Source organism: Actinomadura rubrisoli (genome assembly GCF_004349215.1).
GTDB lineage: Bacteria > Actinomycetota > Actinomycetes > Streptosporangiales > Streptosporangiaceae > Spirillospora > Spirillospora rubrisoli.
Window position 1 is genome coordinate 13914 of sequence record NZ_SMKU01000042.1, and the last position, 26983, is coordinate 40896.

Annotated in this window: 28 protein-coding genes and 1 riboswitch; of the genes, 9 read left to right on the forward strand and 19 right to left on the reverse strand. The window is 71.7% G+C overall.

Annotation, left to right across the window (positions count from 1 at the left end; genetic code table 11):
* The first annotated feature begins 138 nt into the window (after positions 1-138).
* Complete coding sequence (locus E1298_RS11340) at positions 139-768, forward strand: TetR/AcrR family transcriptional regulator (RefSeq protein WP_131892119.1); 630 nt, start codon at positions 139-141, stop codon at positions 766-768.
* Between the two features lie 65 nt (positions 769-833).
* Here E1298_RS11340 and E1298_RS11345 read toward each other — a convergent pair whose 3' ends face one another.
* The 8 genes from E1298_RS11345 to E1298_RS11380 form a co-directional block, all read right to left on the reverse strand.
* Positions 834-1445, reverse strand: coding sequence for a helix-turn-helix transcriptional regulator (locus tag E1298_RS11345; RefSeq protein ID WP_131892121.1), 612 nt, complete (start codon positions 1443-1445; stop codon positions 834-836).
* Between the two features lie 258 nt (positions 1446-1703).
* Positions 1704-2579, reverse strand: coding sequence for an ABC transporter permease (locus E1298_RS11350; protein ID WP_243725515.1), 876 nt, complete (start codon positions 2577-2579; stop codon positions 1704-1706).
* A gap of 29 nt (positions 2580-2608) precedes the next feature.
* Complete coding sequence (locus tag E1298_RS11355; RefSeq protein ID WP_131892123.1) at positions 2609-3574, reverse strand: ATP-binding cassette domain-containing protein; 966 nt, start codon at positions 3572-3574, stop codon at positions 2609-2611.
* Positions 3571-4002 (reverse strand): lasso peptide biosynthesis B2 protein, encoded by a 432-nt coding sequence (locus tag E1298_RS11360; RefSeq protein ID WP_131892125.1) that lies wholly within the window; start codon positions 4000-4002, stop codon positions 3571-3573. Before E1298_RS11360 ends, E1298_RS11355 begins: the two co-directional genes overlap by 4 nt.
* Positions 3999-4259, reverse strand: coding sequence for a lasso peptide biosynthesis PqqD family chaperone (locus tag E1298_RS11365; RefSeq protein WP_131892127.1), 261 nt, complete (start codon positions 4257-4259; stop codon positions 3999-4001). Before E1298_RS11365 ends, E1298_RS11360 begins: the two co-directional genes overlap by 4 nt.
* The gene (locus E1298_RS11370) at positions 4256-5812 is read right to left on the reverse strand and encodes an asparagine synthase-related protein (RefSeq protein WP_165975420.1); all 1557 of its coding nucleotides are present in this window, start codon (positions 5810-5812) and stop codon (positions 4256-4258) included. Before E1298_RS11370 ends, E1298_RS11365 begins: the two co-directional genes overlap by 4 nt.
* Positions 5813-6163: 351 nt before the next feature.
* Positions 6164-6328: a lasso RiPP family leader peptide-containing protein gene (locus E1298_RS11375; protein ID WP_131892131.1), complete on the reverse strand. Its 165-nt coding sequence runs from the start codon at positions 6326-6328 to the stop codon at positions 6164-6166.
* Positions 6329-6412: 84 nt separating this feature from the next.
* Positions 6413-7234, reverse strand: a complete 822-nt coding sequence (locus E1298_RS11380) for a response regulator (protein ID WP_243725516.1) — start codon at positions 7232-7234, stop codon at positions 6413-6415.
* 434 nt (positions 7235-7668) lie between these two features.
* Here E1298_RS11380 and E1298_RS11385 point away from each other — a divergent pair, with 434 nt between their 5' ends.
* The 4 genes from E1298_RS11385 (at position 7669) to E1298_RS11400 (ending at position 10949) form a co-directional block, all read left to right on the forward strand.
* Positions 7669-8121 carry a helix-turn-helix transcriptional regulator gene (locus E1298_RS11385; protein WP_131892133.1) on the forward strand — a complete coding sequence of 151 codons (453 nt, stop codon included), beginning with the start codon at positions 7669-7671 and terminating at the stop codon, positions 8119-8121.
* 127 nt (positions 8122-8248) lie between these two features.
* Positions 8249-8749 carry a hypothetical protein gene (locus E1298_RS11390; protein WP_131892135.1) on the forward strand — a complete coding sequence of 167 codons (501 nt, stop codon included), beginning with the start codon at positions 8249-8251 and terminating at the stop codon, positions 8747-8749.
* A 68-nt stretch (positions 8750-8817) separates the two neighbouring features.
* On the forward strand, positions 8818-10005 hold the full coding sequence (locus tag E1298_RS11395; RefSeq protein WP_131892137.1) for an MAB_1171c family putative transporter: 1188 nt from the start codon (positions 8818-8820) through the stop codon (positions 10003-10005).
* On the forward strand, positions 10002-10949 hold the full coding sequence (locus tag E1298_RS11400) for an NsdA family TPR-like regulatory protein (RefSeq protein ID WP_131892139.1): 948 nt from the start codon (positions 10002-10004) through the stop codon (positions 10947-10949). Before E1298_RS11395 ends, E1298_RS11400 begins: the two co-directional genes overlap by 4 nt.
* Here E1298_RS11400 and E1298_RS11405 read toward each other — a convergent pair.
* From E1298_RS11405 to E1298_RS11440, 8 genes are read right to left on the reverse strand one after another with little or no spacing between them, the layout of a single operon-like run.
* Positions 10915-12603 carry a 2-oxo-4-hydroxy-4-carboxy-5-ureidoimidazoline decarboxylase gene (locus E1298_RS11405; protein WP_131892141.1) on the reverse strand — a complete coding sequence of 563 codons (1689 nt, stop codon included), beginning with the start codon at positions 12601-12603 and terminating at the stop codon, positions 10915-10917. The genes E1298_RS11400 and E1298_RS11405 overlap by 35 nt on opposite strands.
* A 29-nt stretch (positions 12604-12632) precedes the next feature.
* Positions 12633-13397 (reverse strand): ABC transporter permease, encoded by a 765-nt coding sequence (locus E1298_RS11410; RefSeq protein ID WP_131892143.1) that lies wholly within the window; start codon positions 13395-13397, stop codon positions 12633-12635.
* Positions 13398-13407: 10 nt separating this feature from the next.
* Positions 13408-14175, reverse strand: coding sequence for an ABC transporter permease (locus tag E1298_RS11415; protein WP_207944564.1), 768 nt, complete (start codon positions 14173-14175; stop codon positions 13408-13410).
* Entirely contained in the window at positions 14172-15002 is an 831-nt protein-coding gene (locus E1298_RS11420; protein ID WP_131892145.1) for an ABC transporter ATP-binding protein, read from the reverse strand. Before E1298_RS11420 ends, E1298_RS11415 begins: the two co-directional genes overlap by 4 nt.
* Before the next feature lie 8 nt (positions 15003-15010).
* Complete coding sequence (locus tag E1298_RS11425) at positions 15011-16126, reverse strand: ABC transporter substrate-binding protein (RefSeq protein ID WP_131892147.1); 1116 nt, start codon at positions 16124-16126, stop codon at positions 15011-15013.
* 40 nt (positions 16127-16166) lie between these two features.
* Entirely contained in the window at positions 16167-17408 is a 1242-nt protein-coding gene (locus E1298_RS11430; RefSeq protein ID WP_131892149.1) for a M24 family metallopeptidase, read from the reverse strand.
* Positions 17396-18553: a sugar phosphate isomerase/epimerase family protein gene (locus tag E1298_RS11435; protein WP_207944565.1), complete on the reverse strand. Its 1158-nt coding sequence runs from the start codon at positions 18551-18553 to the stop codon at positions 17396-17398. Before E1298_RS11435 ends, E1298_RS11430 begins: the two co-directional genes overlap by 13 nt.
* The gene (locus tag E1298_RS11440; protein WP_207944566.1) at positions 18550-19719 is read right to left on the reverse strand and encodes a sugar phosphate isomerase/epimerase family protein; all 1170 of its coding nucleotides are present in this window, start codon (positions 19717-19719) and stop codon (positions 18550-18552) included. Before E1298_RS11440 ends, E1298_RS11435 begins: the two co-directional genes overlap by 4 nt.
* Positions 19720-19931: 212 nt before the next feature.
* On the opposite strand from E1298_RS11440, the gene E1298_RS11445 reads away from it, so the two are divergent.
* The 4 genes from E1298_RS11445 to E1298_RS11460 all read left to right on the forward strand — a co-directional run bounded on the left by E1298_RS11445 (position 19932) and on the right by E1298_RS11460 (position 23684).
* Positions 19932-20594, forward strand: coding sequence for a FadR/GntR family transcriptional regulator (locus E1298_RS11445; RefSeq protein ID WP_165975421.1), 663 nt, complete (start codon positions 19932-19934; stop codon positions 20592-20594).
* A gap of 40 nt (positions 20595-20634) precedes the next feature.
* Positions 20635-20812, forward strand: a riboswitch (cobalamin riboswitch).
* Positions 20813-20857: 45 nt separating this feature from the next.
* The gene (locus E1298_RS11450; RefSeq protein WP_131892153.1) at positions 20858-21850 is read left to right on the forward strand and encodes an ABC transporter substrate-binding protein; all 993 of its coding nucleotides are present in this window, start codon (positions 20858-20860) and stop codon (positions 21848-21850) included.
* Positions 21847-22878 (forward strand): FecCD family ABC transporter permease, encoded by a 1032-nt coding sequence (locus tag E1298_RS11455; protein WP_131892155.1) that lies wholly within the window; start codon positions 21847-21849, stop codon positions 22876-22878. Before E1298_RS11450 ends, E1298_RS11455 begins: the two co-directional genes overlap by 4 nt.
* Entirely contained in the window at positions 22875-23684 is an 810-nt protein-coding gene (locus tag E1298_RS11460; protein WP_131892157.1) for an ABC transporter ATP-binding protein, read from the forward strand. Before E1298_RS11455 ends, E1298_RS11460 begins: the two co-directional genes overlap by 4 nt.
* Here E1298_RS11460 and E1298_RS11465 read toward each other — a convergent pair.
* From E1298_RS11465 to E1298_RS11475, 3 genes are all read right to left on the reverse strand, one after another.
* Positions 23681-25084 carry a cation:proton antiporter gene (locus E1298_RS11465; RefSeq protein WP_131892159.1) on the reverse strand — a complete coding sequence of 468 codons (1404 nt, stop codon included), beginning with the start codon at positions 25082-25084 and terminating at the stop codon, positions 23681-23683. The two genes, E1298_RS11460 and E1298_RS11465, sit on opposite strands and share 4 nt — an antisense overlap.
* Positions 25085-25126: 42 nt before the next feature.
* A complete protein-coding gene (locus E1298_RS11470) occupies positions 25127-25909 on the reverse strand; it encodes an ABC transporter ATP-binding protein (RefSeq protein WP_131892175.1) in 783 nt (260 codons plus the stop codon).
* Positions 25910-25982: 73 nt separating this feature from the next.
* The coding region (locus E1298_RS11475; RefSeq protein ID WP_243725517.1) for a FecCD family ABC transporter permease at positions 25983-26983 on the reverse strand (1001 nt) is incomplete at its 5' end.

Here is a 26983-nt window from a genome sequence, read left to right on the forward strand (position 1 = left end):
CTCGTGGACGCCGTGCTGCTCGGCGGCGGTGCGGTTGACCATGATCTGGCTCCTCAGCGGTGGCGGTCGGGCCCGAATCCAGCTAACCTCGGTTTGCGTTGGAACGCAACGGTCTCGTTCCGAGGATGGGAGAAGGGCATGGCGGTCCGGGACGACAGCCGCGACGGAAGATCCGGAGGAAGCCCCAGGGGCGCCGCCGTTCTCCGGCCCGAGCTGACGGAGTCGATCGTGGCCGCCGTCGTCGAGCAGCTGGCGAGCCGCGGCTACCGGGGGCTCACCATGGACGCGGTCGCCCGTGGCGCGGGTATCGGCAAGGCGGCGATCTACCGTCGCTGGCCGTCCAAGGAGGCCATGGTCATCGACGTCATCTCACGGTTCGCCGTCGACGCGCTGCCGATGCCCGACACCGGCAGCCTGGCGGGTGACATGAAGGCGTTCCTGTCCGACGCGTGGGACGCGCTGACCCGTCCCGAGGTGGCGGCGATAGCGCGCAACCTGATCGGCGAGATGGCCTACACGCCGGAGCTCGCCGTCATGCTGCGGACGAGGGTCTCCGAGCCGCGCCGGCGCAATGCCACGGCGCTGCTCCAGCGCGCGATCGAGCGGGGCGACCTTCCCCCCGCCGTGGACATCGACCTGGCGCTGGACGTCATGGCCGGGCCCCTCGCGCTGCGCACCTTGATCATCGGCACGCCGGTGGGCCCGGACTACCTCGACCGGCTGACGGCGATGACCCTGGCGGCGCTCGGCGCTCACGGGCGGCACTGACGAGCCCGCGGACGGAGCCGGGCCGAGGCGCCCGGCGAGAAGCGCGTCGTCCACTTCGCGGCGCATCAGATGTAGCCCTCCCGGATGGCGTAGGCGACCGCGTGGGCCCGGTTGCGCAGTTGCATGCGGGTCATCAGGCCGTGCAGCACGTTCTTGACGGTCCGCTCCGAGTAGGCGAGCTTCCTGGCGATCTCGGAGGTGTCCAGCCCCTCCGCGATGAGGCGGAGCACCTCGCGTTCCCGTTCGACCAGCCCGGCGGCGGCGAGGCCCTGACCGGTCACGCCGCGCTGGATGCGGCCGACATGCTTCAGCAGGCGCGCCTGCAGATCCGGGGGCAGGCTGCCGTCGCCGCCGGCCGCCGCGACGATGGCGCGGGCGATGCCATCGGGCCCGGCCTCGCGCCGCCAGAGCACCGCCACCACGCCGCACTCCACGGCCTCCAGCAGGTGCGCCTCCTTGAGGTCGCCGACGATCAGGACCGAGCGGGCGCCGATCGACCGCGAGAACCGCCGCAGCACCCTCTTGACCTGCTCGTCGACGGCCTCGGCGACGACCACGGTGACCACGGCGTCGGCCTCCTCCACCAGGCTCACCTCGGGACGGTGGCGCAGTCCGCCGACGACCCCCGCGTACGAGATGGGGTCGGGCGCGTGCACCGCGACGGCGATCGTCTCCATCACGTCACGTCCCTGCGCCAGGCCGGCCGCGCCGGCGCGCAGACCCTGGTGTCCCCCTTCGCGCCAAGCGCGAGGGCCCCCGAGAACACACATCTTGTCATGCCGATAAGCTTCGCTAAAACCGCCGCCCGCGACAGTGCCGCACGCTACCCAATCGCCGGTACAGCCTCCTGTACCGGCGATAATCGCGCCTGCTCAGCGCCACTCAGAGGGGACGGTCCCCCCGAGAGATCCCGCTGGAGATCCCACTCCGCTAAGTCATTCGGGCCGGGAGAAGCGGTACGTTGCCACCCATAGTGCCGCTAGGGCAAGAAGCGCGATAATTCCCAACTCCAGCAATACCGGCGGTGTCCAACCTCCCCATCCGGGCCCGCTCGCCTGCCCGCCGAGATCGAGGGGGCCGGGCAGAGTGCGCCGCAAAGCATCGACACCGTACGTCAGCGGATTGGCGATGACGGCGGCGCCGAGCCATCCGGGCAGGCCGCTCGCGGGAAACACCGCGCCGGACAGGAACAGCATGGGTGCCGTGCTGAGCCCGGCGACGACCTGAAAGGTTTCGAGCCGCCTGATGCACACCGCCATCAGAACGCCAAGAGTGGCGAAGGCGAACGACAGCAGCGCCACTTCCACAAGGGCGACCAGGAGCCGCAGGTCGTAAGGAACCCCCACCAGTCCGGCAAGGACGAGAACGGGCACGCAGGAGGCCGCGCCTGTGCTCGCGCCCCCCAGGCAGAGCCCTGTGAGAAGTGCGGGACGGCCGACGGGCAGGACCAGCATCTGACGCAGGAAGCCCGATTGGCGGTCCCAGACGATGGACGCTCCCACCGTCAACGCGGGAGCCTGGGCCGCCATCAGAAGCACACCGGGGAAGAGGTACGCCCGAAAGTCGCCGGAACCGTCTCCGCCGGCCGCGACGACCGAGCTGAGCCCCGTCCCGAGAATCAGCAAGTACAGCAGCGGGCTGAGAAGACCCATGGCAGCGCTCAGCCGGTTGCGCCGGAGACGGATCATCTCACGCTGCCATTGCACACGAATGGTGCGCAGATCTCGTGCCAGCCGCCGGCGGCTGGTGACCGCGGTGGTCAAGGCCACCGGATGCGCACCGCTCGTCGACGTCGGCTTCTGGTAGTGCACGCCATCACGAGCCACAGATTCGCTCTCCCTCACAGTTCTGAGAAGACGGATGGCGTATCGTCGGCCTCCCGGATGGTGCGACCGGTATGACGCAGGAACACATCGTCCAGTGTGGGCGGGGTGACGGTCACGGAGTGCACGGGGACGTGGAGTTCGGCGCACAGCCGGGGCACGAACTCCGCACCGCCGGTCACTCGGAATCGGACACCCCCGGGCCCAGCGGTGGCCTCGAAACCGAACTGTTCGCGCACAGCACGGGCGGCCGCCTCATCGTTCCCGGTGCGGAGCGCGACAAGGTCGGCGCCGACTTCGGCTTTGAGCCGGCTCGGGCTCCCTTCCACGACCAGTCTTCCCTCGTCGATGATGGCGATCTGGTCGCAGTTCTCCGCCTCCTCCAGGTGATGCGTGGTCAGGAAGACGGTGATGTGCTCCTCACGCCGGAGACGGTGCAGGTGCTCCCAGATGACCACGCGTGTCTGCGGATCAAGCCCGGTGGTGGGTTCGTCCAGGAAAAGCACCCTGGGGGCGTGCAGCAGTCCTCTGGCGATCTCCAGGCGTCTCTGCATGCCCCCGGAATAGGTGCTGACCGGAGCGTCTTTGCAATGGGTGAGATCGACGAGTTCGAGCATGGCGGCGACCGCCCGGCGGGCCTCGCGCCGGGACAAGCCGAACAGGTCGGCCTGGAAGCGCAGGTTCTGCTCGCCGGTCAGGTCACGATCCAGTGTGGATTCCTGGAAGACGAGCCCGATATGACGGCGCACATCTTCCGGCTGCCGCAGAACGTCGTATCCGGCCACCTCCGCCCGTCCCGCGTTAGGGCGAAGCAGAGTGCACAGGATGCCGATCGTGGTCGTCTTGCCCGCGCCGTTGGGCCCGAGGAACGCGAAGATCTGTCCGGCGGGAACGGAAAGGTCCAATCCGGCGACCGCTTCCGTCCCGCCGTAACTCTTGCGCAGGCCCTCGGTCAGGACGGCGAGGGGGACAGTGGCTCTCACAAGAGTTTTCCAGCTCCGGGATGCCTCACGCTCATGGTCGTCCGGAAGAGGGCCATGTCATCGATTTCGCCGATGGCGGCTCCATCGACCTCCACCCAGGCATGCGCGCGGAATGGTCGGCTCCGTACCCCAGTGCACCAGTCGGGCCACCCTCCATGCAACCGGCACAGCACCGCCGTCGCCACGGACCGCTGAAGGCAGCCCTGGCCCGCGCATCGCGCGCTCACGGTCACCACGGCCTGACGCGCGTTGAGCGCCAGGGCGGTATTCGCCGGACGCGAACCGGTGCGGAGGAGCCTGAGCGCCATTTGCAGGCGGCGCGGCGACAGCGCGACCAGCAGGCGGGCCACGGCGACGGCGGCGCAGGCCGTCACCCGCAGGCGCCGGGAAAGCGCGACGGGCGATTCGGAGGTGGTCAGCATCGTCATGACGTCACCACCAGACGAGCCTGGCGCAGGCTCTCCAGGAGTGTCTCGACATCGGTGCGGGCACGCTCGGCCGGGACCGGGAACCGTTCGGCCAGCGACTCGGCGGCCTCCTCGGGCGAGAACCCTTCCAGCAACAGCCGCAGCGCGGCCGCGCCCGTGACGTTGAGCCGAAAGTACCGGCCTCCTCGCTGGTCGAGTAACGCGAGTCCATCGTCGAGATCGGTGGCCGAGACGTCGCGTGAGAGAGCTACGGTCATCGTGGGTCTCCTTGGGGGAACGCGGCCATGGGGGCGACAGAACTCGGAGAGCGGAGCCAGGACTCGCAGGCCATCGTGTTCGCGAGCGGAGGCATCTGCGGTGAATCGGAGCCCAGGCTGATCAGAGCGGCCCGCAGGCGGTCGGCATTCACCATGCCCAATTGGGCGAGGCGCGAGTCGTCGCACAGTCCGAGAAGGGATCGGCGGTTGCGCCGCAGTCCCTCGTCCTCGTCGGCGCTGTACTCCCCTTTGGTGCGGCGTTCGAGAATCTCGTCCGGGACGACGCCGGTCATGGCGGCGCGGAGCAGCGGCTTGTACCGTCCTCTGGCCGCGCGGTCCTCGATCCGCACCGACAGCGCGGCCTCGATGACCCGGTCATCCAGATACGGGGCGTCCCACTCGACGCCGAGATCGGCGAACGCCAGCCTCAGCTGCCTGATCGTCCCCCCGCTGTGGACGGCGAACTCCAGCATCTGGTGGCGGACCCGGTCGGAGCACAAGGGGTGCGGATCCTTCGCCGCCTCTGCCCGGAGGAGCCGGCTCGCGGCCCCGACGGCCTCTTTCGTGGCCCATGGCGGCATGCGCAGGCCGTCCCCCCATCCCAGAGGAGCTTGGGAAGCCGCTTCCAGAGGGGCCGTGAGCTCGTCTGCGGCCCGGATCAGGGACTCCCCGAGCGAAGACCGGTCCAGCAGCCCCCGCGCGGTCGAGAGCAGGCCCCACCGATTCGCGGCCCTCCGCTGGTTGGCGACGCGGAGCCCCCTCAGCGGATGCGCGCGGACCAGCGACCAGAGATAGGTGGGAAGGCTGATGAAGAGCTCGTCGCCCCCGAGCCCTATCAGATGGCGGCGCGCCCCCTCGGACGCGTCGGCCTGAGCAAGGTGCTCCATGTAGGAGCGGATGTGGTACCAGGTCCCCGGTCCTTCCGCGTCGCCCCGGCGCGTGGAACCGCCCTCGACGTCCCCCCACCATGCGAGCGTCCCCGGTGCCTCGACGATCCGGTGGCGGGCCAAGGGCAGATGCTTCGCCGCCCGCTGCGCCCATACCGTGTCGTCGTTGGACCGGTCTTTGGGCTTGCGATGGTAGGTGATCAGATCGGCCCCGGCGGCGGAGGCGAGAAAGCAAAGGCCAGTGGAGTCCATTCCCCCGGAAAGGTCGGCGCCGATCGGTCCGTGGCCTTTCGCGCGGACGGCCAGCGCCTCCAGCAGCGCCTCGCGCAGCCCGCCCGCCGCGTCTCTCAGGGGCCGATCGGGCGGAGGGGCCTCCCACCAGCGGACCCTCCGGTGCCGGCCGCCGGCGTCGACGTCCAGCCAATGTCCCATCTCCAATTGGCTGATCCCGGTCCACACGGGGCGCCGGCTCAGCGGCCAGGGCGGAACCGGCTCTAAGAGCCGCAGGACGAGGGCGTCTTCATCGAGCCGCGATTCGGCCAGCATCGAAAGCGGCCGGACTCCACTCGCGGCCACCGTCACACCGTCGATGTCCGCGAAGAAGATCTGCCGGGCCGTCGACAGGGTGCCTTGGCTGCGCGTCCGGCCGTCGACCGACGCGATCATATGCGCGCTGCCCGGAAGGGCCCGAGCCACGGAGTCCAGAGAACGCAGCGAGCTCGCGCGGTCGAGAGTCCGCTCAAGAGCCTTGGCATCGAAGCGGGTGGGGCCGAAAAGAGCCAGCTTCCGCCGGCCCGCGGTGACCAAGGCGAGATCTTCCTTCCGCCAGGATCCCACCACCCACGGGCGTCCCGAGTGGTGCGATATGACCTGGCGCTTTTCGCGGCCCTGGACTCGCTGGAGGATCGGCTCGGCTTCGGGGCCATCGGGGAGGACGAGAAAGTCCATATCTCCTCAACAATGGGGACGCGATGCAAGGGGGCGCGCCCCCTTGCATCGGTCTGGTCCCCCGCTTGGTTATGGGAAAGGCGCCCACTTCAGGAGCAGGTCGAGCGGGCGGTGCGGCTTCGGGATGCCGAGGGTGAGCTCGGCGAAGCCTCCGGCCGCCGTCAGGACGGGGGGCTCGTAGATGCCGTCGTCCTCGTTCACGATAGGCGGCTCATAACCGCCGGTCTCGGTCATGGCGCTGACACCATCCTTTCGATTGGAGACGCGACGAGAGCACCGATCCAGCGGAGTGCCCTCATCTCCTCGGACACCTTGAAACTACGTGTCCCATTGTCCCAGGCGCCTGGGACAGCGTTCCCGCCCATGTCCCGTGGGGCAGGGATCGAGTTTCCCGGCGTGCGCGGATTCGCCGAGTGAGCGCTGTCCGGAGCCGGAAGTGGTTCGTCCGCCATTGGCGCCGGGCACCCCGTGTTCTTCGCTTCCAAGGCCGGCGTCGCGCGCTCGGGCCACCGCCGCCGCACGGTCGGAAACCTGGAGCTTCGAGAAGACATGCGAGATGTGGTTGCGCACGGTCTTCTCCGCCAGCACCAGCTTCCGTGAAATGTGCCGGTTGTCGTAACCGCGGGCGAGCAGGTCCAGGACCTCCCGCTCCCGGTCGGTCAACTCGGGGAAAGCGGCACGATGGGGCAGCTCGTGCACTTCGGTGAAATAGAGCGCCAGCCGCGAGGCGAACGTGGGACTGAGCACCGCTCCCCCATCGGCCACGATGCGCACGGCCAGGAGAAGTTCGTCCAGCGGGGCCCTCTTCACCATGTAGCCGCGGGCGCCCGCCCGCAGCGCGCCGACCACCGCGTCGTCGTCCTCAAGCAGCGAGACCACCAGCACTCCGGGGTGCGGCCGCCGCGCGTCGCCGGCGTTGACCTCCCTGATCACCTCTACGCCCGACATCCCGGAGAGCCGGAGCTCAAGCAGCACCACATCGGCCTGCACTTCGGACCGCCGAAGTGCCCGCAAGGCGGCCTCGCCCGTATCCGCCTCACCGATCACGTTCATCCCCGCGCCTTCCAGCGCGGCCCTCACGCCGGCCAGGAACAGCGGGTGGTCGTCGACAAGGAAAACGCGTATCATCGCGGCCGCCACGGGAGGGCGGCGCCAATCACTGCGAGAGCGGCCGCCGGTTCTCCGGGCCACTGCTGGACGATCAGCCAGCCGTTCACCTCACACCTCTCCCAAAGCGGACGTGCACGGGGGAATAATGTCCTCTTCTGTCCGGATTCACTCGGGGGCGGCAACCCGGAGAATCACGCGCGCGCAGCGCGCCCTCAACCTCACTCGAAAGGACACCTCGGCAGATCTCTACACATCAGGCTCACCTTGCGACTGTAAGCAACATCTCGCTGCATCTGTAGATCGAAGTAGCACTTACCTGTTTCATAACCTACGCTGATGATCAGCGTCAAGCAGCCGATCGAGCGGTCCCGCCCTCGCAGCTCGCCGCCGATCCGGCGTCAGATAACCCCCCACCTTGGCTTTCGCGGTGATCAGTCACCGCTTTCCCCGCAGTGGAGGACGTTGTGTCAGCCGAAAAACCGCACCGGTCTCTGGCGGACAAGATCAACTGGCTGATCTGCCACATGTGGCCGGCCGATGGCGCGCAGCAACCATCCGATGCCGAGGTGGCCGCCGCGGTGCAGGGAGCGACCAACGAGGTGATATCGCGGTCCACGGTCTGGAAGCTCCGGACGGGGCGCCAGCCGAATCCCACTCTGCGCACGCTGAACGCATTTGCTACCTTCTTCAAGGTGCCTATCGGCTACTTCGGCGACGGCGAAGAGGCCGAGCGCATCGAAGGGCAGCTATCGCTGCTCGCTCTGATGCGCGACGGCGGAATCGGGAACGCGACGCTCCGCGCCCTGGCGGACTTGTCACCCGAGGGAAGGCAAATGATCACCGAGATCATCACCAGCGCGGCACGCATGGAACAGCAGCGCTCCGGTCGGCCGCCGGGCGGTCAGGACGATCGTTAGGGCAGTTCGTTAGGGCAGTTCGCGACTGGAGGCGCCGCCTGATGCCGTGACCCTGGGATGCCTCCATGACGAGACGGGAGATCACGCGTTGGTCCGCCGCGACGTGCTGAATCGATGCCAGGAGTTGGTGGACGCTCTCGATGTTCCCGAGCCATTCGACCTCGACGGGTTCTGCCACCGGCTCGGACAGCAGCGGAATCGTCCGATCCGGCTGCTTCCCCTCACGACCGGGGTGGGCACGCCCTGCGGCATATGGGTCAGCGCGGCCGAGGCCGACTACATATTCCACGAGCAGGGGACCTCGATCCTGCATCAGCAGCACATCGTCCTGCACGAGATAGGCCACATGCTCCTGGAGCACGGGTCCGGCCCAGGCCCGGCCGGCGGCCGCTACGCGTCCCTGCTGCCCGACCTCGATCCAGAGCTGATCACCACCATGCTCGGCCGTACGGCCTATGACTGCGTGCAGGAACTGGAGGCGGAGACGTTCGCGGATCTCATGTCCCTGGCGGTCACGCCGGCCACCGCGCGGTACGGCCGCAGCGCGCCGGCGGCACCCCGTGAACACGCCGAGATCGTCGCCAGGATCGAGGGGACGGTCGGCGTGCGCGGGACTTCCCGGCTCTGATCGCCGAAACGCATCCAACCGAGAGGCAGGTACTCCTGGTGCCCTACCTTGTCTTTGAGTGGACCTGCATGATCGGCGCTCTGGCGGCCTTGCTCTACACGCTGCCAAGGCTCGTGCGCGACGTCGCCGATCCCGCCCTGATAGCCATCTGCACCTATTTCACCTGCTCGTTCCTGAGCTTCTTCCTGGGGCTGGACTTCATATGGCCGCATATCGCGGACCTGTTCGGCTACAAGAACACGACGACCATCCTCATCCACTGCATCATCGTCGTCCTCACGGCGGCCCAGTTGATCGTGCTCATGCACTGGTCGCATCCTCCGGAGGCCGCCAGGACGAAGAGCTACAAGATCATCGGTGTTTTCGGCCCGCTCCTGATATCCCTGATCGCCCTCTTCGCCTTCGCGCTGCCCGACAAGCGGCGCACGGCGGAGACGGCCAGCCTGCTGAACCTGGACAACCCCCGCTATGCGGCATATCTGTACGCCTATGTCAGCGTCGTCGCCATCGGCCAGATCATCACGATGCGGGTCTCCATCCGCTATGCGGGAATCGCCGCTCGGGCCTGGCTGCGCCGCGGCATGTGGATCGTCGCCGCGGGCGCGGGCTTCATCCTGGTGTACTGCATAATGCGCTACGTGGAGATCGCCGGTGTGCAGGCCGGCGCGGACATGGAGCCCTGGGACCCCTTACAGTGGCTGGCCGGGGACACCGGCTCCCTGCTGGAACTGATGGGGTGGACGATTCCGGGCTGGGGCCCGTCGCTGTCCGCCGCTCGCCGGTCGATCGGCGAATTCCGTGCCTACTACCGGCTCTATCCGCTCTGGTTCGCTCTGTACCAGGCCAATCCGACGATAGCCAAGGAGCCTCGCCCGGGACTCGCCGGCAAGCTTCCCTCCCGGGGCCTGAATATGCGGCTCTACCGGCGTGTCATTGAGATCCTGGACGGTCAGCTCGCGCTGCGCCCATTCGTCCATCCCGACGATGCGGACGCCGCCCGGGAAAGGGCGTCCGCGGCCGGGCTGGACGGTGCGGCGTTCCAGGCGGCCGTGGAGGCGTTCCAGCTCCGCGCGGCCCTGCGCGCCAAGGCCGACGGCCGTCCGGCCTCGGCGCCGGCGGACGTGGTCCCCGCCGCTCCCGGAGACGATCTGCCCAGCCAGATTCGCTGGCTGACCCTGCTGGCGGACGCGTTCGCCCGATCGGCTTCAGGCATCGACGCCCAGACATTGGCGAGCACGCGAGGCCGGCGCGGATGATTCTCTCCGCGGAGCTGGGCCCGCTCGATGAGGACGACGTCCTCGACGTGCGGCAGCATGTGCAGCACCTTGTGGCGCTCGATATCCGGCACGGCGGAGACCGGGCTTCCGCCCTTGCGTTGAGGACCCTGAAAGCGGCGCGCCAGGACCTCCGCCGACGCGGCGTGAGGAAGAGCGCCAGGCGTGACCTTGAAGCCGCCCTCGCCGAACTGGCGGAGGTCACGGCATGGCTGCTGTGCGATGCGAACCGGCACCCCATGTCGCTTCGCGGCAACAGGTTCGCGCTGAATCTCGCGCGCAGTGCCGGTGACCGCTCGATGGAACTGTTCGTCCTGCACAACATGAGCCTTCAGGCCACCTATCTGAGACGCCCGGAAAGAACCCTCGACCTGGTCCGCCCGATCCTCGACCGAGGCGGGCTCACCCCCCGCCTCACGGCCATGTTCCAGCTGCGAGTGGCCCGTGCCCATGCCCAGATGGGTCTCAAGAGCGATGCCTTCAAGACGCTGGATCTGGCGAAGGGCCTGCTTTCCGAGGGCACCCGCGACCGCGATCCCGGCTGGGCTTGGTGGGTCTCCGAACGAGGGTTCACCCACGCCACCGGCGCGATGCTCGGCAGCCTCGGTGAATGGAGGCCGGCGCTTTCCCACATCCAGAGCGCTCTCTCGGCCGCCCCGCCGGAGGCGCGCAGGGACCGTTTCCTCTATCTGTGCATCCTGCTGCACGCGCAACTGGAATCCCGGGCCTGGACCGATATGGATTCCACCACCGGCGAGTTGCTCTCCTTGGAAGGGACTGTCGGGTCGAGCCGCCCCCGATCCCGCCTCCTGGCCACCCTCGACCAATTCGGCCGGGACGGGAGGACGCCCCGGAGCGTGCGGGACTCGATCGACGATATCCGGCAGGCCATCAAGCGGACCAACGCCCCGTCCCGCCTTCGATAGCCGCCATGCGGCGGAGCCGGGTCCGGACGATCGCGGTCAGTTCCGCGCGGGCCACGGACAGCTCTTGCGACCGGGTGTTCTCCATGCGCCGCCGCATGTCCGCGTTCCCGGTTTCGGCGCCGATCGGCGGGTGCTTGTCCACCAGCGCCGCGAGCGAGTCCTCCCCCAGGCCCGCCAGGCCCGCGCGGGCCGCCTCGTCCAGCGCGTCCCAGGTGCGGTACGGGCGCCCGACGGCCAGCCGGTCCGCCCACGGCGCCCAGGCGCAGCAGGTGTACGCCAGCTCGGCGGCCCGGCGCGGGTCGAGCGCGTCGAAGGCCGCCACCCCGGCTTCGACGGCGGAGTCGGTGACGGCGGCCGGGACCGTGGTCTCCCGGCGGCGCAGATCGGCGAGGGTCCGGTCGAAGATCTCGGCGACGCGGCCGGGTTCGAGCCATCGCGGGTACCGCTCGATGCCGGCCACCGCGGCGTCCAGGGCCCGCCGGACGCAGGACGTCTCCTCGGCGGTGAGCGTCTCGCCGCGGGACTGGGCCAGAGCCGCGGCCATGTCGTCGGTGCCGAGGCTGTCCCACACCCACTCCAGCCGGCCGCCGACCATCGCGGGAGCCACGCACGACGACGGCGGCGGGAAGGCGTCGGGCCCGTCGCGCAGCGCGGCGGCGACGTCGCGGGGCATGTGGCGCAGGTAGGCGTACCGGCCGACGACCGGCTTGAGCGGCGGGATGGGAAGGCCCGACTCCCGGGCCACCGTCCGCGCGAGCCGCGTGAGCGCCGTCAGGTCGATGCCGGTGCGCACGCCGTAGAGGGTCTCCAGGGCGAGCACCACTTCCTCCATCGCGGCGAAGCCGCACCGGTACGACACGCCTCCGGCGGCGACGTCGGGGGACGCGCCGGCCGTCGCGGCCGCAAGGGTGCACGCGGCGGCGAGGCCGAAGTCGTCGTGGGTGTGCATGGTCAGCGGCACGGGCGCCGCCAGCCGGTCGCGGAACGTCCGGACGAACAGCTTCAACGCCTCCGGGCCGAGGCTGCTCACCGAGTCCATCAGGTCGATCCGCAGCGCCCCGAGCTCGATCGCGCGGTTGACCGCGGGCACCATCTCGTCGAGGTCGCGCAGGCCCACCTGCGCGAGGGTGACGGTCACCCCCGCGCCGAGGTCTCGGGCCACCTCGAAGAGCGCCTCCAGCTCGTCCATCTGGCGGGCCCGGGCGTCCGGACCGGCGGCCGGGACGATCCCGGGGGCCAGGGTGTCGGCGCCGAGGCCGACGAGCAGCTCGGCGGTCTCGCGCATGCCGACCGGCGGAGTGCGCTCCCCGTCGGACAGCAGGGTGTCGGCGAACACGTTCAGGGTGAACCCGAAGTCGCGGGAGCCGACCGCCCGGACCAGCTCAAGCTGGCGTTCGGGCGGTGTGGTGGCGCCGGTCCAGTCCACGTTGAGGCACTCGTGCCGCACCCCGGCCAGCGCGAGCTGCTCGGCGATCCGCAGGAACCCGTCGATGCTGGTGACGGTGCCGGCCGTGAACAACGTCTTGCGCAGCGTGCTGTCGATGAGGGTGAGCGGGACGGGCCAGTCGTAGGCGTCGTGGAGCTCGGGCCGGGCGTTGAACGGGCTGACCCGGAACGCGCCGTCCGCCTGCCGGACACGGTCGTGATCGTGCATGCGTGTTCTCCCGTGAGGATGCGGTGGAATCACGCCACCCGGGCGAGGGTCCAGCGCTCCAGCCGGGTCGCGGCGACGAACGCCGCGACCGCGAGTGCCGTGGCGACCACGCCGGTCCCCCACGCGCGGGCGTAGTGGGAGTAGGACACGGAGTCGACGAACATGAACCCCAGGCCGCTCTTGCCGATGAGGAACTCGGCCAGCATCGCCGACAGGATCGTGCTGGGGGCGGCGATGCGGACGGCCACCAGCGCGTTCGGCACCGCGTACGGGATCAGCAGGCGGGCCAGGGTGGCCGTCTTCGACGCGCCGAGCACCGCGAAGACGTCCCGGGTGCTCGCGGGCGGTGCTCTCAGGCCGGAGGCGACCAGGCTGAACGCCGGGAAGAAGGTCACCACCACGGTGATCGCGACGACCGAGGGCCTGCCGGTGCCGAGCAGTCCGATCATGACCGGCACGATCGCCACCACCGGCACCGACCGCATCAGCACCGCCGCCGGGGTCAGCACGGCGGTCAGGATCCGGGAGGACCAGACCAGGACGGCGAGGACGCAACCCACGAGCGTCCCGGCGACCAGCCCGGCCAGGGCCGTCCAGGCCGTGGTGAGCACCGGTCCCAGGTAGGCGCCCGGGTGGGTGAGGATGTCGGCGGCCACGCTCTGCGGCATCGGGGCCACCAGCTCGGTGTACCCGTTCGCCCTGACCCACAGCGCCCATCCGCCGACGAGGAGGACGGCCGGCCAGGCGACCTGGAGGGAGCGCAGCAGGATCCGCGGGGTGCGCGCGTGGTTCACGGGGTCCTCCTCAGGTGAATCGGCGGACCGAGGCCCGGCGGACGCCGGACAGCGTCCCGTAGGCGGCCAGGGACACGGCCGAGACGCACAGCGCGGCCGCCCACAGCTGGACGACCTCGAAGTTCTGCATCGAGCTGACAAGCAGGAGGCCGATGCCGCGCGGGGCTCCGAACCACTCCCCCACGACCGCGCCGAGCAGGGCCGCCGGGGCGGCCAGCGCCAGCCCGTCGAGGAAGGCCGGGACCGCCGCGGGGGCGCGCAGCCGCACCATGGTGCTCGTCCGCGAGGCGCCGAGGACCTGGAACAGGTCGTCCAGGTCCGTCGCCGGACGGGAGAACGCCGAGGACATCGCGACGAAGACCGCGAAGCCCGAGCCGAGCGCCGCGATCACCGCGGGCGTCCGCTCGTTGCCGACCGTGGTGACCAGGACCGGGCCGAGCGCGATCAGCGGCAGGGTGCTGAGCAGGATCGCCAGCTGGCTCATGCCCGTCCGCAGCCACGGGACCAGCAGGCCCAGCCCGGCGGCGACGACCCCGGCGAGGACGCCGATGAGGAGCCCGGCCGACGCCTCGGCCACGGTCGCCTTGGTCGCGCGCGCGAGGACCACCCGTCCCGGCTCATCGACGCTGTAGGCGAGGACGGAGGACAGCGGCGGCCAGGTCTCCCCGGCGACCCCGGTCCGGCCGACCGCCTCGAACAGCCCCAGCAGGATGGCGACGCCCAGGACGCTGGTGCCCAGTCCGCGCGCGGTGTTCATCGTGTGCTGCCGGCGGCTCATCGCGGGCCGCCGGCGGGGTCGTCGAGCAGGGAGATGAGCCGGTCGACGACGTCGTGGAAGTCGTGGCCGCGGGTGAAGTCCTCCCCGCGCGGCCGCGGCGCCGGGACGGGCTCGACGTGGGCCAGCGAGCCGGGGCGGCCGGTCATCACGACCACCCGGTCGGCGAGCAGGACGGCCTCGGCCACGTCGTGGGTCACCAGCACGGTGGTGGTGCGCCGCTGCGCCCAGACGGCCCCGAGTTCGAGGTTGAGGCGGCGGCGGGTGACGGCGTCCAGCGCGCCGAACGGCTCGTCCAGCAAGAGCACGTCGGGGTCCAGCGCCATGGACCTGGCGATCGAGACCCGCTGCCGCATCCCGCCGGACAGCTGCCTCGGACGGGCCCGGGCGAAGCCCTCCAGCCCGACCGTCTCCAGCAGGGCGCGGATCCGCTGCTCGGGGACGGGGCGTCCGGCCAGCCGGAACGGCAGCGCGATGTTGTCCCACGCGCTCGCCCACGGCAGCAGCGCCGAGTCCTGGAACGCGACGCCGAGGCGGTGCTCGGCGATCAGCGCGGACGGAGCGCCGCCCTCGACCTGGACCGAGCCCCGGGTGGGGGCCTCCAGCCCGGCGATCATTCGCAGCACCGTCGACTTGCCGCAGCCCGACGGCCCGAGCAGGGCGACGAACTCGCCGCGCGCGACCGTCAGATCGAACCCGTCCAGAGCGCACAGGGGCTCGCGCCGGCGCGACAGGGGGAACTCCTTGACGACCCCGCGAAGCTCCACCGCGGCGGTGTCCGCGGCCGGCTCGTCGTGCCCGCCCCTGGAGGGGCGCCCGTTGTCGACCATGGCGCCGCTCAAAGCCGGGGGCCGTTCTTGAACACCTCGTCGAGGATCGAGGTGTCGACGACCTTGTCGGCGTCCGGCAGCCGCGCCGCGCCCGCCAACCGGAGCCACGGGTACATCTGGGACTTCATGAGCTCCGGATCGATGCGCAGCATCCCTTTGGACTTGGTCAAGGCGCTCTCGGTCAGCGGTTTCTGCAGCTCGTTCTGGCGGCTCTGCTGCTTCTCGTTGAGGCCGAGGTCGACGCCGTACTTGCGCATCACGACCTTCACCGCGGCGCCGGGGTCGGCCAGGTTGTCCTGCCAGCCGCGCGCGGACGCCCGCATGAACTTCACGACGACGTCGCGGCGCCGGTCCACCATGGAGCGCTTGCACGAGATGAGGCTGGCGTAGGCCGGGCAGCCCAGGGCGCCGTAGGTCACGACCTCGTAGCCCGCGCCGCGTCTCAGCCCGAACTTGGTCTCCAGCGTGATGGGCTGGTTGGTGACGAAGCAGTTGTAGGCGTCGCCCTTGCCCTGGATCAGGGCGCCGGGGTCGAACCCGGTGGGGATGAACGTGAAGTCGGGCTTGAGGTTGTTGGCCTTGTAGAGGCCCTCCAGGACCGGCTGCGTTCCCTGCTGGCTGAGGATCCGCAGGCCGGGCAGGTCGCTCGGCCTGGACAGCGGGCGCTTGGACAGCGAGAGCAGCCCGTTGGGGTCGGTCTGGAACTGGGCGCCGAGCACCACCAGGTCGTTGCCCTTGCCGATCACTTCGAGCACCTGGCGCATGTTGGGGTCGACCGCGAGGTCGACCGCGCCCGAGGCGAGCTGGACGTGCGGGAGCGGGGAGTTGGTGCCGCCTCCCTTGAACACGACGTCGAGGCCCTCGTCGCGGTAGTAGCCCCGCTCGACGGCCAGCCAGAACCCGGCGAACTCGATGTTGGTCACCCACCCCAGCGCGACCTTGAGCCGGGTCTTGGAGCCGGAGCCGCCGGCCGCCGCGCCGCCTCCGCAGGCCGCCGCCAGCGTCCCCGCGCCGGCCAGCAGTGACCCCGCCGCCGCGGCCTTGAGGACGTCCCGGCGGGAACGGACCGGCGACCTCGGCGTCGTGCCGCCTGAACCGGAGATGATCTGGGATTGTTCGATCACGGTGGCGCCCTTCGTGAGGTGGGGTGGAACCGGCCGGGAGCTAGCCGGGGGCGGTGCCGAGGCGGACGAGGCCGCGGGCCGATGAGGTGAGCCAGACGGCTCCGGCCGGGGTCACCTGCGCCATGTCCCCGGCGCACACGTGCCCGAGGTCCGGCACGGAGTAGTTCGGGTGGACCTCCACCACCATGCCGTCTGCGAGGACGGCGTCCGCGAACGCGGGGTCGGCCTGGCCCGCACCGCTGATGGCGCGCATGGCCGGTTCGGAGTAGCTGAGCCCCAGCCCGTGGCAGAACTGGAACCGGAACGGGTCCTCCCCCGCCGGGTAGGGGCACGCTTCGCCGACGAGCTCGGCCATGCGGGCGGCGACGTCCGCGAGCGGCACACCGGGCCGCATCAGCGCGGCGATCTCGTCCTGGACGGCCACCAGGCGGCGGGCGTGCTCCTCCAGCAGGGCCGGCGGGCGGCCCATCACGGCCATCCTGAGGCTCTGGCCGTAGAAGCCCTCATAGCGGACGGTGGTCCCGATCTGGAGGCGGTCCCCGTCGGCGAGGACCTCCCGCAGCTCCCGCTGCTCGAAGTAGGTGGTGGACGGTGCCGGGCCGGTCGCGATCCAGCATCCGGCGGTCTCGGCGCCGAGGGACCGTCCGACCTGTTCGGCCAGGATCATCAGCTCGGCGCCGGAGCAGGGGCGCGCGGCGGCCTCGGCGAAGACCCGCTCGACCATCGCGTCAGAGATCGCCGCGACGGCCGTCGCCCGGTACGTGAAGTCGGCGTAGTGGCGCACCCTCAACGCGTGGAGGTGACCGTCGACCGGCCGCGGCTCGCCCAGGGCCCCGCGCAGCGCGTCCGCCAGCGCAGCGGGCAGCTCCGACAGCCCGGCGACACCCGTGACACCCGCGCCGCCCGTGACACCCGCACTGCCCTCACCGCCGGTTCGCGATGCCTCAAGGAGCCCGGCCACCGAGTCGGCGAGCACTCCAGGCCCGGCCACCTGCCGGACCTCCGCCGCGTCGCCCAGCCGCGCACGGAACCCCCGGGCGTCATGCGGCCCGATCGCGAGCACCACCGGCCGCAGGTCGCGGCGGAGCACGACGGCGGACGGGCCGAAAGGCGGCGTCCAGCCGGTGAGGAACCGCACGTCGCCGGGCGAGTCGGCGGACGGCCCCAGGCATCCCGGAGCGCCGAGGACCACGATCGCGTCGAGCGCGTCGTCACCGGCCCGCCGCCAGAGCTCGTCCCAGCGGACGGGCAGCGCCCCGGCCGCGGCCGCTACCTCGTGCACGACATCCTCCCCACGGGCGCGAGCGAGCGCAGGTGGGCGGCGCCCGCCTGGACGAAGGCCACCGCGTCGGCGTGGGTGAACGGGCGCCCCGCGAACGCGGCCATCGACTCGGCATCGCCTTCGGCCACCCTGCGGTCGCCCTCCACCGCGAGCCGGATGGTGGCGGCGAACTCGGCGGAGGTCAGGTCCGGGTGCATGGCGTGCCAGACCGGGTCGTACATCTCGATCGTCAGCGGGCGCAGGTACGGGTGCAGGCCGTCCTCGCCCCCGCCGGACTCGGACGCGGAGGTCAGGGTCTCCAGGCTGAGGTTGGGCCGGGCTCCGGCGTCCCGCAGCGTCCGGAGGATCGCCGGCACGTCGAGCGCGCCGCTCCCCACCGGCCGGAGCTGGTAGCGCAGCCCGTCGTCCCCGATGCCGAGGAGGCAGTCCTTGACATGGGTCTGGCGGACGTACGGCGCCACCCGCCGGGCGCTCTCCAGCGGGTTCTCCCCGCGTTGCAGGAGGTTGGTGGTGTCGAAGGTGATGCCCAGGACGTCGGGGCCGACGCGCTCGATCAGCCGGACCAGCTCGAAGGAGGTGATCTCCTCGTGGGTCTCCAGGTTGAGGTGGACGCCGTGGTCCCGGCAGATCGGCGCGAGCAGCTCCAGGAAGCGCGCGGTCTCGGCGAGCTGCGCCTGCCAGTCGACGTCGGTCCGGAAGCGGTCGTAGGCGAACCGGCCCGGGTAGTTCTTGAAGCCGCCGGTGACGGCCCACAGCTCCCGGCACCCGATCCCGGCCGCCGCCTCGATCGCGCGGCGGAAGCCGAGCACGGTGTCGCCTTCGCCCGCGCGGCGCAGATGGGGGTGCTCGGCCATCGCGTACGGGTTGACGTTGCCCACGCCGGTTTCGAGGTAGAGCCCGAGGCCGTCGGCATGCCGGCGGTGCTCGGCCAGCCGGCCGGGATCCAGGCCGGGGTCCATGTCGAAGATCGTCCGGTAGAACACCCCGTCGAGGCCCAGGTCCTTGGCCAGGTCCAGCCGCTCGATGCTCGGCCGTCCCGTGGCACCGGGCACTTTGCGCCCGTCGATCCCGACCCGCATGGGAGCGGTGTCCTCCTGGGTGGGGGCCGATGTCTCTGCCGGCGGCGAGCCCTGCACGGCCGTCATGCCGTCACCGCCAGGGGACGGGACGCGGCGGCCACGCGTTCGCGGACCTGTGTGAGGTGGTCCAGGCTGCGCAGCACGGCGGCCATCGCCTCGGCGTCGCCGAAGCGGGCCGGCGCGGCCGAGGCCCTGGCCCGCGGGTCCCGCGACGCGCGGTCGTGCACCAGGTCGGTGAGCGCGGCGAACTCGGCGACGGTCAGGTCGGAGTGCGAGCCGACGAAGTCCGGGTCGCGGATCGGCAGCACCGTGACCGGCGCCGGGCCGGGGAAGTCCTCGCGCGACTCCTGGTTCTCGATCGTCAGGTTCACCGCCGGGGCGGTGCGGGCGAGCGCCGACAGGACGTACGCGAAGTCGACCAGGCCGTCCCCGCAGGGCGTCAGGTCGAACCGGTAGCCACCCTCGACCGGGGTGAGCGCGCAGTCCTTGAGCTGCGTCTGCCGTACGTAGGGCGCGACCCGGTCGGCGGTGTACCGCGGATGCTCAAGGCGCTGGAGCGGGTTGGCCGTGTCGAAGACGATGCCGCACGCGTCCGGACCCACCGCCTCGACCAGCTCGACGAGCTCGAACGAGGTGATCTCCTCGTGCGTCTCCAGGTTGATGTGCACCCCGAGGTCGAGGGCGATCGGGCGCAGCCGCTTCAGGAAGCGGCGGGTCGCCGCGAGCTGCGCCGGCCAGGTCACGTCGGTGCGGAACCGGTCCCAGACGAACTTGCCGGGGTATCCGGCCTGGTAGTTGGTCGTGGCCGCCCACAGCTCTACGCACCCGATCCGCGCGGCGGCCTCCATCATCCGGCGGAACCCGAGCAGGATGTCGCCGCCGCCCGCCGCCCGCAGCTCGGGCGCCTCCGGAGTGGCGAACGGGTTGACCTTGCCCAGGCCCGCCTCCAGGTACATGCCGAGATCGTCGGCGTGGTCGCGGATCTCCCGCAGCTCGCCCGCGTCGAGGGCCGGGCTCATGTCGAGGACGGTGCGGAAGAAGACACCGCCGAAGCCCGCCTCGTGGGCGCGGGCGAGGGTGTCGTGGCACCCGCCCCGCATGGCGCCCGGGAACTTGCGGCCGTCGACCCCGATCCGCGGGGCCCACGGCGCCCCCGTGGTCTCCGGCACTGCGGTCTCCGGGACCGTGGTCTCCGGGACGGCGGGCTCCGGGACGGGCTTGCTGTCACGCACCGGCGAGCACCTCTTCTCCGCTTAAGGGCCGTCCTCTGGTATTACTGGTATTACCAGTTGCCGGGAATGTAGCAATGCGTCCCAGCTCCTGTCCAGGGTCCTGTCGCAGAGCGGCGTCACCTCCGCGCCGACCGCGGCCGAGCCGCCCGGTATGTTGCATGAGCGAACGAAGGAGTCGACCCGGTGATGACGCGGCGCGGGAGTGGGCACTGGTGAGCGCGGGTACCCAGCGCTCGCGCGTCGCCGACCAGCTGCTCCAGGACATCCGGGCCCGGCGGTACGGGCCCGGCGAGCGGCTCCCGTCGGAGCGGCGGCTCTCGGAGTCGTTCGGCGTCTCCCGGCCCGTCGTCCGCGAGGCGCTCGGCATGCTGAGCTCGCTCGGGCTGGTCGACATCCAGGTGGGACGGGGCGCCTTCGTGACCGCCAAGGACGTCGCGGTCCAGTCCCAGGACGCGCAGCGGTCCCTCGTCGAGGTGACCGTGATGCGCGAGGTGATCGAGTGCGGCGTCCTCGGCGTGGCGACGCGGTGCGACCCCGGCGCGGCGGAGATCGCCGAGGTCGAGGCCGCGCTGGCCGAACTCGAACGGTGCGTCGCGCACGGCACCCTGGCGACGCGCGCCGACCACCGGTTCCATCGCGCGATCGTCGCCTGCGCCCGCTCGGCGACCGCGGTCCGCCTCTGGGAGGACTTCACCGGCGAGATCTCGACCGTGCTCAAGATCAGCCCCAACGGCAGCACCATGGACGAGGCCACGCTGGAGCGGCACCGCGTCCTGGCCGCCGGCGTGCTCCGGGGCGAGTTCGAGCAGGCCCGGCAGGCGTGCCACGACCTGCACGAGGACTACCGGCGGTTCCTGCGCGACCTGCTGGGCTGACGGCGTTCCGCTCTGACCTGGTCCGAGACGGACGCGCCGGATGTGCCATGATGTCGGCTGAAGGCGACGGCGGAACGAGGAAGCCGGTGTGAATCCGGCGCGGTCCCGCCACTGTGATCGGTGAGCGACTCCCGAGAAGGCCACTGCCCGCGCGGCGGGTGGGAAGGCCGGGACGAGCGTCGACCCGAGAGCCAGGAGACTCACGCGGTCGCCTCCTCGAAATGACTGGGGCGGATCTCCCCGGATGAGGAGGACCTGGATTCATGACGGTTAGACGCGCGCTGCCGGCCTGCCTGGTGGCCGCGGCGCTGCTGATCAGCGGGTGCGGCGGGACGGGCGAAGGCTCCGGTGCCGATTCCGGGCGGAGCGCGGCGGCCGCGCCGGGGTTCCCGGTGCCGATGGACAACTGCGGCGTCAAGACGACCTACAAGGCCCCGCCGCGCCGCGCGGTGGCGCTGAACCAGCAGGCGACCGAGGTCATGCTGGCGCTCGGGCTCCAGGGCTCGATGGTGGGCACCGGCTATCTGGACGACAGGGTCCTGCCCGCGTACCAGGCCGCCTACGACAAGATCAAGGTGATCTCGAAGGAGTACCCCTCGTACGAGCGGCTGCTGGCCGCCGAGCCCGACTTCGTCTACGGCGGCTTCACCAGCACGTTCGACGAGAAGGAGGGACGGGGCCGGGCCGTGCTCGCCAAGGCCGGGATCGCCACCTACCTCAACCTCGAAGCATGCCCCTCCGGCCCCGTCACCACGGCCCGGATGGACGAGGAGATCCGCAATATCGCCAGGATCTTCGGCGTGCCCGGCCGGGGCGAGCAGGAGATCGCGAAGCTGCACGCCACGCTGGACGCGGTCAGGGCGAAGATCTCCGGGGTACGGCCGGTCAAGGTCGCCGTCTACGACAGCGGCGACAAGACGGTGTTCACCGCGGGCGGCGCGGGCGTCGGCAACGAGATGATCCGGCTGGCGGGCGCGGTGAACCTGTTCGCGGGCGTCGGCAAGGCGTTCGGGGACGTGTCGTTCGAGCAGTTCGCCGAACGCGCGCCCGAAGTGATCGTCATCTACGACTACGGCGATCAGACCGCCGATGCCAAGAAGCGGTTCCTGCTGGGCAATCCGGCGTTCAAGGACGTCCCGGCGATCAGGAACAAGCGGTTCGCGGTGCTGCCGCTGTCGTCCACGGTGCTGGGGGTGCGGGTGCCGTCCGGTGTGGAATCGCTGGCGCGCCAGCTCCACCCGGACCGCTTCCGGTGACGGGCCTGACCAGGACGTCCTACGCCCTCGTGCTCGCGCTGCTGGCGGGGCTCGTGGTCGCCGCCGCCACGGCCGGGATCGCGATCGGCTCGGTCGGCGTCCCGGCCGGGCAGGTCTGGGGGATCCTGCTGCACCGGGTGCATCCCGCGCTGGCCGAGCCGACCTGGACGCCGGTCCGCGAGACGATCGTGGTGGACGTCCGGCTGCCGCGCGTGCTGCTGGCCGGGCTGGTCGGCGCCGGGCTCGCGGTCAGCGGCACGGCGCTCCAGGCTCTGGTGCGCAACCCGCTGGCCGACCCGATGCTGCTCGGGATCTCGTCGGGGGCCACGGTCGGCGCGGTGCTGGTCATGGTGTTCGGGCTGACGGCGCTCGGCACGTTCTCGGTGCCGCTCGCGGCGTTCGCCGGGGCCCTCGCGGCGCTGGCGGCGGTCTACTTCCTGGCCCGGTCCGGCGGGCGCATGACCACGGTCCGGCTGGTGCTGGCGGGCGTCGCCATGGCGGAGGTGCTGTCGGCGGTGGCGAGCTTCCTCGTCGTCACCTCGGACGACCCGCACAAGACCCAGGCGGCGCTGCGCTGGATGCTCGGCGGGCTCGCCGGGACCACCTGGACGATCGTGTGGATCCCGGCGGCGGCCGTGCTGCTCGGCACGGCGGTCCTGCTCGGGGTCACCCGGTCGCTGAACCTGCTGCTGGCCGGCGAGGAGGCGGCCGCCGCCCTGGGCCTGGACGTGCACCGCTTCCGCGCCGCGCTCTTCACCCTGGTCGCCCTGCTGATCGGCACGATCGTCGCGGTCAGCGGGCAGATCGGCTTCGTCGGCCTGATCATGCCGCATGTGGTGCGGCTGCTCGTCGGCGCCGACCACCGGCGGGCGCTGCCCGCCGCGGCGCTGCTCGGCGCGGCCTTCCTCATCGCCACCGACCTCGCCGCGCGCACCCTCATCGCCCCCGAGGAGGTCCCGGTCGGCGTCCTCACGGCGCTGCTGGGCGGCCCGTTCTTCCTCTGGCTGATGCGACGGAGGGCGATGTGACGGCGGCGGGCACGGCACCGGCCGCGACGCTGCGCGCCGAGGAGGTCTCGGTCGCCCTCGGCGGCAGGACCCTGGTCGACCGCGTGTCGCTGGAGGCCGGGGCGGGCGAGGTCGTCGGCCTGGTCGGCCCGAACGGCGCCGGGAAATCCACCCTTCTGCGCACCTTCTACCGGGCGCTGCGTCCCACTTCGGGACGGGTCCTGCTGGACGGCGAGGACGTCTGGCGGATGCCCGGCAGGCGGCTCGCGCGGCGGCTGGCCGCCGTCCTCCAGGAGACGCCCGGCGACTTCGAGCTCACGGTGTACGACGTCGTCGCGATGGGGCGCACGCCGCACAAGCGGGCCTTCGCCGGGGACGACGCGTCCGACCGCGACATCATCTCCGGTTCGCTGGCCGCCGCCGACGTCGGCGGGCTCGCCGAAGCGCCGTTCGACCGATTGTCGGGCGGCGAGAAGCAGCGGGTGCTGATCGCCCGCGCGCTCGCCCAGCGCACCGGGACGATGGTGCTGGACGAGCCGACCAACCACCTGGATCTGCGGCACCAGCTCGACGCGTTGCGGCTCGTCCGGGGGCTCGGCGTCACCGCCGTGGTCGCCCTGCACGATCTCAATCTCGCCGCCGCGTTCTGCGACCGGCTCTGCGTCCTGGACGGCGGGCGCGTCGTCGCCGCGGGCGCTCCGGAGCGGGTCCTCACCCCGGAGTTGCTGGCCGAGGTCTACCGCGTCGACGCCGAGGTGGCCGTCCATCCCCGCACCGGCGTCCCGCAGGTGACCGTCCTGGCCGATCGACCTGACCGACCGTTCTAGCCGGGCGAGCGGGCCGTCTCGCCGCTGACCAGGCCGTCCTGGCGCTGCCGACGGAGGTGCTCGTCGGCGGTGTGCTCGACGCGCGCCATCGCGTAGCGGAGGATCGGCGGGGCCATGACCGAGGTGACGATGGCGACCAGGACGATGACGGTGTAGGCGGCGGTGGTCAGGACGCCGAGGCGGAGCCCGACCATGGCGACGACGACCTCGATGACGCCCCGGGCGTTGAGGCCGGCGCCCAGGGCGAGTCCCTCCCACGACGTCATGCGGCTCAGGCGGGCGCCGGCGTAGACCCCGGCGAACTTGCCGGCGACGGCGATGGCCAGGACGGCGGCGCCGCCGAGCGCGACCTGTGGGCGGGCCAGCTCGGTCAGGTCCATGCGCAGCCCGGCGGTGGCGAAGAACACCGGCGCCAGCACCGACAGCGTGACCGTCCGCAGCGGCGCCAGCCGCGCCGGGTCCACCCCCGAGGCGTTCCCGACCAGGATCCCCATCACGAACGCCCCGAACACCGCCTCCAGGTGCAGCGCGTGCGTCCCCGCCGCGCCCAGGAGGATCAGCACCGCCGCCACCGCCGCCGGGGCCCCAGCGGCGGTGCCGCCGTCAGGACCGTCTCCGGGGGCGGTGCCGGGGACGGTGCCGGGCCGGGGTGTCAAGGCGGTGCGGCCGGCGCCGAGCCGGAACGCCGCCCGCACCACCGGGCGGCCGACCAGCGCGGCGGCGACGACGATGCCGACCAGCGCGACCGCGGCGGTCAGCGTGTCGCCGCCCAGCCCGCCACCGCCCGCCATCGCCGACACCACTGCCAGCATCAGCCATCCGAAGGCGTCGTCGACCATGCCCGCGGTCAGGATCAGCTGCCCGATGTTGCGGTGCAGCAGGTTCAGGTCCATCAGTGTCTTGGCGATCACCGGGATCGCGCTCACGCACATCGCCACGCCCATGAACAACGCGAACACCAGCCGGTCCGCCGACGGGGACAGGAACAGCCCCGGAAGGACCAGCCCCAGGCCGATGCCCAGCGCGAACGGCGGGACGAGCCCGCCCAGGCTGATCCCCAGCGCGGCGCCCGCCCGCCGCCGCACCAGCTCCAGATCCAGGTGCATGCCCGTCACGCCGACCAGCATCAGCACCCCGACCTGGCCCAGGCCGTCCAGCAGGTGCGCCTGCTCGGGCCGCTGCGGCAGCAGCCAGTCCGATAGCCCCGGCGCCACGTGCGGCAGGAGCGAGGGCCCCAGGACGAGCCCGACGGCCAGCTCGCCCACCACGGCGGGCATTCCGGCGCGCGCGGCCAGCCGCCCGAGCAGGACGGCCAGGCCGAGCAGGATCCCGACCTGGAGCAGGAAGACGAGCAGGACGTCACCGCCGAGCGGGGCGACGGGGGCCGCGAGCAGGGGCATCCGGGGTCCTCCGGGTTCTGGGCGTCCGGCGTCGGACGGGTGTCACAGGTCCGCGGTGCGGCGGGCGTGCCTGCGCGACAGGGGGACGACGAGGGGGGTGCCGGTGACCGGGTCGGGGATGATCTGGCAGCGCAGGCCGAAGACCTCCTCGATGAGGGCGGGGGTGACGATCTCGTCGGGCGGTCCCTGCGCGATGACGGCGCCGTCGCGCATGGCGATCAGGTGGGTGGCGTAGCGGCAGGCGTGGTTGAGGTCGTGCAGGACGACCACGAGGGTGCGGGCGTGGTCCTCGTGGAGCGACGCGCACAGGTCGAGCATGTCGATCTGGTGGGAGATGTCGAGGAAGGTGGTGGGCTCGTCCAGCAGCATGATCGGCGTGTCCTGGGCGAGGACCATGGCCAGCCAGACGCGCTGGCGCTGCCCGCCGGACAGCTCGTCGACCTGGCGGCCGGCCAGCGCCGCGGTGTCGGTGGCGGCCAGGGCGCGGGCGACGGCGGCGTCGTCCTCGCGGGACCAGCCGCGCAGCGCGCGCCGGTGCGGGTGCCGGCCCCGCGACACCAGGTCGGCCACGGTGATGGCGTCCGGGGTGACGGGCTGCTGGGCGAGCAGGCCGAGGCGGCGGGCGACCTCCTTGGAGGGGAGGCGGGCGATGGCGGCCCCGTCCAGGAGCACCGTCCCGGCCTTGGGCCTGAGCACGCGCGCCAGGGTGTGCAGGAGCGTCGACTTGCCGCAGGCGTTCGGCCCGACGATGACCGTGAACGACCCGTCGGGGACGTCCAGGTCGAGGCCGCCGATGACGGTGCGCCGGTCGTAGCCGGCGGTCAGCCCACGGGCCGCGAGGCGGCCGGCGGGCGGCGCGGCGGCGGGCCCGGTGGCGTCCGGTGCCGTGTCGTCGAGGTCAGGCACGTCCGGCCCTCCATTCGGTGAGCATCAGCCAGCCCAGGTAGACGCCGCCGACCGCGCCGGTCATGACGCCCACCGGAAGCTGGGTGGGGGCGAGGAGCCGCTGCGCGGCCAGGTCGCTGAGGCACAGCAGCACCGCGCCCGTCAGGGCTGCGGGCAGCAGGTTCGGGCCGGGCGCCCGCGTGAGCCGCTTGGCGAGCTGCGGTGCGGACAGGGCGATGAACGCGACGGGCCCGGCGGTGGCGGTCCCGGCGGCGGTGAGGCCGACGCCGACGGCCATCAGCGCGAGCCGGGACCGCTCGGCGCGGACGCCGAGCGCGGTGGCGGTGGCGTCGCCGAACTCCAGGATGCGCAGGTGGGTGGCGAGCAGCGCCGCGCAGGGCACGAGCACGGCGAGCGCGGCGGCCAGCGGGCGCAGGTGCTCCCAGCCGCGGGCGTTGAGGCTGCCGACGAGCCAGGCGGACGCGCTCTGCGCCTCGTTCACCGACGCCCGGCTGAGCAGGTAGGCGTTGAGCGCCTCCAGCAGGGCGCTGATCCCGATGCCGACGAGGACGAGCCGGATCCCGTGGACGCCGCCGCGGAAGGCCAGCAGGTACACCGCGACCGCGGTGCACAGGCCCCCGGCGACGGCTCCGGCGGCGATCTGCGCGGCGCCGCCGCCGAACAGCAGAATGACCGCGATCCCGCCGGACGCCGACCCGGTGGTGAACCCGATGATGTCGGGGCTGCCGAGCGGGTTGCGGGTGAGGCTCTGGAAGACCGCGCCGCCCAGCGCGAAGGCCGCGCCGACCGTGCAGCCGACCAGCACCCGCGGCAACCGCAGGTCCATCACGATGAACTCCGCGCCGGGCGGGCCGCCGCCGAGCAGCGTCGCGATCACCTGCCGGGGCGACAGCGGGAAGTCGCCGATCCCCAGGGCCGCGACGACGACGGCGGCCAGCAGCACGCACAGCAGGACGGTGACGACGGCCGTCCGGGGGCGGACCCGGGCGGAGC

Bases quoted from the DNA above. Each gene is read 5' to 3' on its own strand.
- E1298_RS11340 (WP_131892119.1), top strand. From the start codon at position 139: ATGGCGGTCCGGGACGACAGCCGCGACGGAAGATCCGGAGGAAGCCCC.
- E1298_RS11345 (WP_131892121.1), bottom strand. From the start codon at position 1,445: ATGGAGACGATCGCCGTCGCGGTGCACGCGCCCGACCCCATCTCGTAC.
- E1298_RS11360 (WP_131892125.1), bottom strand. From the start codon at position 4,002: ATGACGATGCTGACCACCTCCGAATCGCCCGTCGCGCTTTCCCGGCGC.
- E1298_RS11365 (WP_131892127.1), bottom strand. From the start codon at position 4,259: ATGACCGTAGCTCTCTCACGCGACGTCTCGGCCACCGATCTCGACGAT.
- E1298_RS11370 (WP_165975420.1), bottom strand. From the start codon at position 5,812: ATGATCGCGTCGGTCGACGGCCGGACGCGCAGCCAAGGCACCCTGTCG.
- E1298_RS11375 (WP_131892131.1), bottom strand. From the start codon at position 6,328: ATGACCGAGACCGGCGGTTATGAGCCGCCTATCGTGAACGAGGACGAC.
- E1298_RS11395 (WP_131892137.1), top strand. From the start codon at position 8,818: ATGATCGGCGCTCTGGCGGCCTTGCTCTACACGCTGCCAAGGCTCGTG.
- E1298_RS11400 (WP_131892139.1), top strand. From the start codon at position 10,002: ATGATTCTCTCCGCGGAGCTGGGCCCGCTCGATGAGGACGACGTCCTC.
- E1298_RS11405 (WP_131892141.1), bottom strand. From the start codon at position 12,603: ATGCACGATCACGACCGTGTCCGGCAGGCGGACGGCGCGTTCCGGGTC.
- E1298_RS11415 (WP_207944564.1), bottom strand. From the start codon at position 14,175: ATGAGCCGCCGGCAGCACACGATGAACACCGCGCGCGGACTGGGCACC.
- E1298_RS11420 (WP_131892145.1), bottom strand. From the start codon at position 15,002: ATGGTCGACAACGGGCGCCCCTCCAGGGGCGGGCACGACGAGCCGGCC.
- E1298_RS11435 (WP_207944565.1), bottom strand. From the start codon at position 18,553: ATGACGGCCGTGCAGGGCTCGCCGCCGGCAGAGACATCGGCCCCCACC.
- E1298_RS11450 (WP_131892153.1), top strand. From the start codon at position 20,858: ATGACGGTTAGACGCGCGCTGCCGGCCTGCCTGGTGGCCGCGGCGCTG.
- E1298_RS11465 (WP_131892159.1), bottom strand. From the start codon at position 25,084: ATGCCCCTGCTCGCGGCCCCCGTCGCCCCGCTCGGCGGTGACGTCCTG.